Here is a 7,109-nt window from a genome sequence, read left to right on the forward strand (position 1 = left end):
GGCGAAGCCTGTCCACAGGACAAACGACTCCGCTCAGGGACCATTACCCATCCACCCTCCTACCCGCCCACACATCTACCCAGTTCGGGAACCCGTACAGGTCTCGGCGTTGCGATCGCACCCCTCCGCACCGTAAATTAGCACTCGGAGCTTGCGAGTGCTAAGCTCTAAATTCTGTGTAGTGCGCCTGTATCTCGTAGGGTACGTGCTTCAGGCGCTGTCTTAATAGCAAATCCGGAGAAGCATTGTATGGCAGCTATCACTTTGGCGGCATCTAGCGTTAAGCCCCTAGCCGATCGAGTTTTGATTAAAGTAAGTGCGTCCGAAGAGACCACCGCTGGCGGCATTCTGCTACCTGACACCGCCAAGGAAAAGCCTCAGGTGGGCGAGATTACCGCTGTAGGCCCCGGCAAAACCGACGACAAAGGCAGCCGTCAGGCCATGGAAGTCAAAATTGGCGACAAGGTGCTCTATTCCAAGTATGCCGGTACCGACATCAAGCTAGGCGGCGACGAGTTCGTGCTGCTGTCTGAGAAAGACATTCTAGCTGTACTGGGTTAAGCCCTATTTCAGATTTTGGCTCTGCGATTTTGGCCGCGTAGGGTGGGCACTGCCCACCATTGGCCACGCTGGTTTGGTTGGGTTCCGCTACCGCTCCACCCAACCTACCAAATGCCTAAATCTTCTTTCTGCTGCCTTCTGACTAATATTTCTCGCGTTCACTCCTTATCTTCTTTTCGGAGAAAATTGATTCTATGGCTAAGCGCATTGTTTACAACGAAAACGCCCGTCGCGCCCTTGAAAAGGGTATGGATATTCTGACCGAGGCCGTTGCTGTGACCCTCGGCCCCAAAGGCCGCAACGTGGTCCTTGAGAAGAAATTTGGCGCGCCTCAAATCGTCAACGATGGCGTCACCATTGCCAAAGAAATTGAACTCGAAGACAACATCGAGAATACTGGCGTTGCCCTAATTCGTCAGGCGGCTAGCAAGACCAACGACGCTGCTGGCGACGGTACCACCACCGCTACCGTGCTGGCCCACGCCATGGTCAAAGAGGGTATGCGCAACGTCGCTGCCGGTGCCAACGCAATTTCTCTTAAGCGCGGCATCGACAAAGCCACCGCTTTCCTGGTCGAAAAAATTGCTGAGCACGCCCGCCCCGTCGGCGACTCCAAGTCAATCGCTCAGGTTGGCTCCATCTCCGCCGGTAACGACGAAGAAGTGGGCCAAATGATTGCCGAAGCCATGGAGAAAGTGGGCCGCGAAGGCGTCATCTCCCTGGAAGAAGGCAAGTCGATGACCACCGAACTGGAGGTCACCGAAGGGATGCGCTTTGACAAGGGCTATGTCTCCCCCTACTTTGTCACCGACACCGAGCGCATGGAAGCGGTGCTGGATGAGCCCTACATTCTGATCACCGACAAGAAGATTGCTCTGGTGCAGGATCTGGTGCCCGTGCTGGAGCAAGTCGCTCGCTCCGGTCGTCCTCTGATCATCATCGCCGAAGATATCGAGAAAGAGGCCCTGGCTACCCTGGTGGTCAATCGTCTGCGCGGCGTGCTGAACGTAGCTGCCGTTAAGGCCCCTGGCTTTGGCGATCGCCGTAAGGCCATGCTCGAAGACATTGCCGTGCTAACTGGCGGCCAGGTGATCTCTGAAGACACTGGCCTCAAGCTCGACAACACCAAGCTCGACATGCTGGGTCAGGCCCGCCGCCTCACCATCACCAAAGACAACACCACCATCGTTGCCGAAGGCAACGAGAAGGATGTCAAGGCCCGTTGCGAGCAAATCCGTCGCCAGATCGACGAAACCGAGTCGACCTACGACAAAGAGAAGCTGCAAGAGCGCCTGGCCAAACTCTCTGGCGGTGTAGCCGTGATCAAAGTCGGGGCCGCCACCGAAACCGAGATGAAGGACCGCAAGCTGCGCCTGGAAGATGCTATCAACGCCACCAAAGCGGCCGTTGAAGAAGGTATCGTCCCCGGTGGTGGTACCACCCTGGCTCACCTAGTGCCCGACCTCACTACCTGGCTAGAGGCCAACCTCACCGCTGAGGAGCACACCGGTGCTGCGATCGTGGCTCGTGCCCTGGCTGCGCCCCTGATGCGGATTGCTCAGAATGCTGGCCAAAACGGTGCCGTGATCGCCGAGCGCGTCAAAGAGAAGGACTTCAACGTCGGCTACAACGCCGCCAACGGTGAGTTCGTCGATATGTTTGACGCCGGTATCGTTGACCCCGCCAAGGTCACCCGTTCTGCCCTGCAAAACGCGGCCTCCATCGCTGGCATGGTGCTAACCACCGAGTGCATCGTCGTTGATATGCCCGAACCCAAAGAAGGTGCCCCCGCAGGTGCTGGCATGGGCGGCGACTTCGACTATTAAGGAGAAGCTTTCTAGGAAAGCCGATTCCTTATTCACTCCAGCGATTCTGGACACTGTAGGGTGGGCAGTGCCCACCATTGAGGAAAACGTTTACTAGGAATCACCTCAGTAATGGCAAAGCCTCCTTCGGGAGGCACAGCAATTCACAAAAAAAGCCGTCCTGAATCAGGGCGGCTTTTTTTAAAGAGTAGGTTCGAGTGATGCCGAGTTTTGGTTGCCTATCCTCAAGCGAGCAGGGCAAACGCCGTTTGCCCTTACCAGCAGAAAACTTTGCCTAGGGAAATCGTTACAGTGTGGCTAGAACCCCGGTTTCCTCGTCGCTGATTTAACGGCATGACTTGCATTCTGGCCAAGAAACCGGGGGTTTTGTACCGACGTTCTGGGGCATTTGTAGATCCGCAAAGCAGATTTTAGCGGAAGTTACAGACAGTTCCAGCCCAGAGATCTGTAATCGTGGCATCAGGCTCAGTCGAGCTGAGCAGTCCAAATAAGCTACCGGTCGAAAACTCTGTACCCAGGGAAGTCTCAGTCACCTCAACGGTATAGGCGGCTTCTAGTTCACCACGGGTTGAGCCAGTGCCCACACCGGCTATGGTGGTCAGACTAGCATCGGTATCGGGACGTGCCGACCAGCCAATAAACTCACCGTCAGCGGCGTGTAAAACCAGACCATTGGGCCACTGGGTGATCATCTGCGGGCCAGAGCCGCATTCGGTGTTCTCTCCTGACTCTATGGGTTCTCCCACCAGCTCGGTAAGGACGTTTTCGACAACGACCATATCGGTGCCAAAGGCAAGGGTGTTGGTCGAGCCGGTCTGGTCGCCCACCAGCTGCAGTCCTTCGCCCGAGAGCGCCAGTAGAGACTCGGTATCTTCAACCTGGTCGCCGGGGATGGGGTCGACGGTATCGGCTGTGGGGTCTGTGCCGTTGACATCGGCGGCATCTGGCGTGCGGGTACAGGCGGCTGTCGTGAGCAGCAGGGTTAGCCCCAGGGGCAGCAGTGCAGAAAGGCGAAAGGTTGATTTAATCATGATCTATTAAAACGTTATTTGCGATACAAAAACCAGTTTATTTGGCCTACGGCAGATTGTTGCAATTGATCAGGGCAAGCACACCCAAGCGCTGCCGGATAGCTTGTTTGAAAAAGTTTCAGCCCCTTTTACCCAAGCCGTCATTACTCTTCAGGAAGCCAATCTTCGCTTAAGACTAGGTCTAAAGAATACTGGCAGGTCTCTGGAAATGCTGAAATCTCTAGTTTGGTTTGCGTCGCGGTCTGACGGCGGGCGCGGCGATAGCTGTCTTCGAGCTGCTCTGTTGGGTGGCCCTTGAGGCTGGGGCTATCTTGAAGGGCTAGGTCAATTTGGGTGCGGGCATCGGTAATGGAGTCAATCCAGCTGTCGGAGCGGCGCTGGGGCTGATATTGCCATTTGAGCAGATGTAGCAACAGGCGGGTGAGCTGACTGGCGATCGCGCGGCGCTCACTTTTGCCTAAGTCTTCAACCTCATCGATCAAATTGGCCACATCGATCTCGTGCCAACGACGCTCTCGCAGCAGCTGGGCGGTTTGGCGAGTCCAATGGCTAAAATCGGTTGAATATATCTCGCTCACGACTCAACCAGCTAGTTTTCGGGTCAGCGGACTTAGCTTTGTTCTCTGTATTCTATCCACCATTCCAGCGCAGCAAATCATCCCCAACGCTACCGAGCCTGCAATACGCCTCTAAAGCTAGAGCCCACAATGCGGGGCTGCCCGTCCTGCATTTGCACCGTAAACGATCGCGATTCTCGCTGAGTCGAGCCATCGGGGTAAACGTAGGTGTTCTCGCCTACAAACTCAACAGTGTCGGCGCTCTGGCTGGTCACCCGCAGGTTCTCGACCGAGACGCGATCGAACTGGGCGAAAAAGCCGGGGTCAAACTGCTGCGCTAGAGATCCGCCATACTGCGATCGCGCCGCATCCCATGATTTGTTAGACACGTGGCTATACAAGCTGGCCACTGTCGCCTGAGCTGCCCCAGTTGTCAGCTCACCACCCGATTCCGGAGAGGGCGCAGCGGCATCTTCAGAGGCTTCGGAACTCTCAGAGGCGGCGATGGGTTCCGGCGGCGGGGGTGCCTCTGGCTCCGAAGGGGCGGGTGTCTCAGGCTCGACCGCAGCGGGTTCAGCCACCGGGGCAATACCCTCGTCACTCTCATCAGTGGGCGTCGTTGCAGACTCCGGCTCAGCGTCGATCGCAGCAGGGTCTATGGAAGATACTGCAACAGGGGTTTCAGCATCGGGTGAGGAGGCCGATCGCCACATCTGCCAGCCCAGCAGGGCCGCGATCGCCACGCCAGCCCCCGCCACCAGCGGCAGCCACAGCGGTAGGGAAGTCTTTTGCCGTCGTCCGGCCGGAGCCTGAGGGTTTGTCGCTTGGCGGGCTGTCGCCTGGGAGGCCGTGAGCTGAGTGGGCTGGCGGCGACGACCTACCGCCACGGTGGGGGCGGCCTGGGCAGTCCGGGGCTCCTGGCCTGGGGAGGCGATCGCAGCAGGAACGTACCGACTGAGCTGGGATGGCAGGCCTCGCAGCGCTGCCAATGCCTCAGCGGCGGTGGTGTAGCGGGTGCGAAAGTCGTAGCACACCATAGTATCTAACAGATCCAGCAGGGCCGGATGGGCCTTGGGCGCGTAATGCTGCCACTCCAGCTCGCCGCTGTGGGGGTCGGGGTGCAGATCAGTTGGGGGGTACCCGGTCAGGGCCTGAATGCCCAAGATGCCGACCGCGTAGATATCGCTGCTAAACTGGGGCCGCCCGGCCACTTGCTCACTGGGCATATACCCCTGGGTGCCGATTGAAATGGTATGGCTGAGATGCGATCGCAGGGCGGTGGCCTGGTTGCTGACCTGTTTGACCGCACCAAAATCAATCAGCACGATGCGGCGATCGCTGGCGCGGCGAATCAAATTTGAGGGTTTAATATCGCGATGAATAACGCCGTGGCTGTGCACAAAGGCCAAAATCCCCAGCAGATCGCCTAGAAAGGTGATTACCTGGGCTTCGTTCCAGGGTACGCCCAACTCGTCGGCCAGGGAATGACCTTCGATATATTCCTGGGCCAGATAAAACTCCTGGTCTTCTTCAAAGTGGGCCAGCAGCCCCGGAATTTGCGGATGCGACCCGAGCTTGTAAAGGGTCTGGGCCTCAGTATCAAACAGCCGTCGCGCCGTTTGCAGCTCTTCAGCACTGCTGACCTGGGGCTTGAGCTGCTTCACCACGCACAACGGGTGCCCCGGCAGGTGCAAATCTTGGGCGCTAAAGGTTTGCCCAAAGCCCCCAGAACCCAGGGGCTGCACGATGCGGTAGCGGCCCCCTAAGGGTCTAGACTCGGGCTGAGAGTTGGGAAACGAAGCGGTCATAGCCATCGGCAAGTCGTCACTATGTGAACTATTAGACGGTACTGAATGAATGCCGTTAACCCCCTTAGGGTAGCGCTTAGCCGCATAATCTTAAACAGAGACAGGCTGGGCTAAGTTTCTGCTGACTCACAATGCCATCGATAGGTTCCTGGGGTAGGGAATGTTCTGTCTAGGGTGCTTAGCAACGGGTGCAATGATTCAAAAGGATGATTCAAGCATTCGATCGCGGCATGCGGTCAGCGCTTAATTCTTGCCAATGGTGCTGGTGGGCAGTGCCCACCCTACAGGGCGCTAGGGATCTTTGCACTGTAGGACGGGCAAGGGCCGAAACGGGTGGACTGTCTACACCACCTCCTTCAGGTGTTCGGCTAGGCGAATGGCGATCGCGGCCAGAGTCAGCGTAGGGTTCGCCGCTGGCGACGACGGAAACACTGACAGATCGCAGGCGTAGAGGTTGTCGTAGCCCAGGAACTTGAGATTTGTGTCCACCACACCATCATTCAGCGACTGGCCATCTTCGGTTTCGCCGCTCATCCGCAGGCTGCCGACTTCATGGGCCACCCCGCCCAGGCCCGCGCCCTTAAGGCTGAGGTCATTGTTGACCAGGGGTTGCCCCCCCAAGGCGGCAATTAATTGGTCTTTGATCGCGCTCATTTCGCCGTAGTACTGGCCGCCGAGGGGGCTGGGCTGCATTTGCACCACGGGTTTAGCGTAGGCGGGGCCAACCTGCTGCACAGTGTTTTGCTCAATCAGCGGCGCATCCATCAGAAACACTATTTCGCAGAGCATGACGTTGCCTTTTTCGCGGCGGTGGCGATCGAGCAGGTCGAGATCGACATAGCGGCCCTGGTTAAAGTCGGCCCCAAACTCCAGCACGATGTTGTAAGGCCGGGTGGTACCGTCATTGGGCTGAAGCAGCACTTTGCTGGTGCTGTTGGGGTCGTAGAGGTCGGCAGTGACGGGTAGGGCAAAGTGGGTGAAGTAGATCGGGTGGTCGGTAATGCCGACGCCGATTTTGTTGGTGGGGTCAGCCAGACCGCTAAGTTGGGCGATTTTGGCACTCTCGACGGTGCCCGCCGCCAGCACAACGGTTTTGGCCTGGTAGCTGCGCTCCTGCTGGGCAATCAGGTCGTAGGCCACCACGCGGGTAGCCCGGTTGCCCTGGGTCTCGACCCGGCTGACGGGGTGGTTGAGGTTGATAAACAGGTGCTGGTTGCCCTGGGGGCCATTGGTCAGCATAGACTCGGTGAGCAGGTCGGCGGTCGAGAACATGCCGGTGGGCACCGTGCTGAGATCTTGAGGATTGGAGTACTGCACCGCCATGGG

The 7,109-nt window shown here is 57.7% G+C and carries 6 protein-coding genes; 2 read left to right on the forward strand and 4 right to left on the reverse strand.

The window, feature by feature from the left end; translation table 11 throughout:
- The first annotated feature begins 249 nt into the window (after positions 1–249).
- Entirely contained in the window at positions 250–561 is a 312-nt protein-coding gene (groES, locus tag IQ273_RS28225; protein WP_017299961.1) for a co-chaperone GroES, read from the forward strand.
- A gap of 194 nt (positions 562–755) precedes the next feature.
- Positions 756–2,387, forward strand: a complete 1,632-nt coding sequence (gene groL, locus IQ273_RS28230) for a chaperonin GroEL (protein WP_194026445.1) — start codon at positions 756–758, stop codon at positions 2,385–2,387.
- A gap of 410 nt (positions 2,388–2,797) precedes the next feature.
- Here groL and IQ273_RS28235 read toward each other — a convergent pair whose 3' ends face one another.
- The 4 genes from IQ273_RS28235 to IQ273_RS28250 form a co-directional block, all read right to left on the reverse strand.
- Positions 2,798–3,418 (reverse strand): hypothetical protein, encoded by a 621-nt coding sequence (locus tag IQ273_RS28235; RefSeq protein ID WP_194026446.1) that lies wholly within the window; start codon positions 3,416–3,418, stop codon positions 2,798–2,800.
- Between the two features lie 143 nt (positions 3,419–3,561).
- Positions 3,562–3,996, reverse strand: a complete 435-nt coding sequence (locus tag IQ273_RS28240; protein ID WP_194026447.1) for a DUF29 domain-containing protein — start codon at positions 3,994–3,996, stop codon at positions 3,562–3,564.
- Positions 3,997–4,085: 89 nt separating this feature from the next.
- The gene (locus IQ273_RS28245; protein WP_194026448.1) at positions 4,086–5,783 is read right to left on the reverse strand and encodes a serine/threonine-protein kinase; all 1,698 of its coding nucleotides are present in this window, start codon (positions 5,781–5,783) and stop codon (positions 4,086–4,088) included.
- Between the two features lie 342 nt (positions 5,784–6,125).
- On the reverse strand, positions 6,126–7,109 hold a 984-nt coding region (locus IQ273_RS28250), incomplete at its 5' end, for a GMC oxidoreductase (protein WP_194026449.1).

Source organism: Nodosilinea sp. LEGE 07298 (genome assembly GCF_015207265.1).
Lineage (GTDB): Bacteria > Cyanobacteriota > Cyanobacteriia > Phormidesmidales > Phormidesmidaceae > Nodosilinea.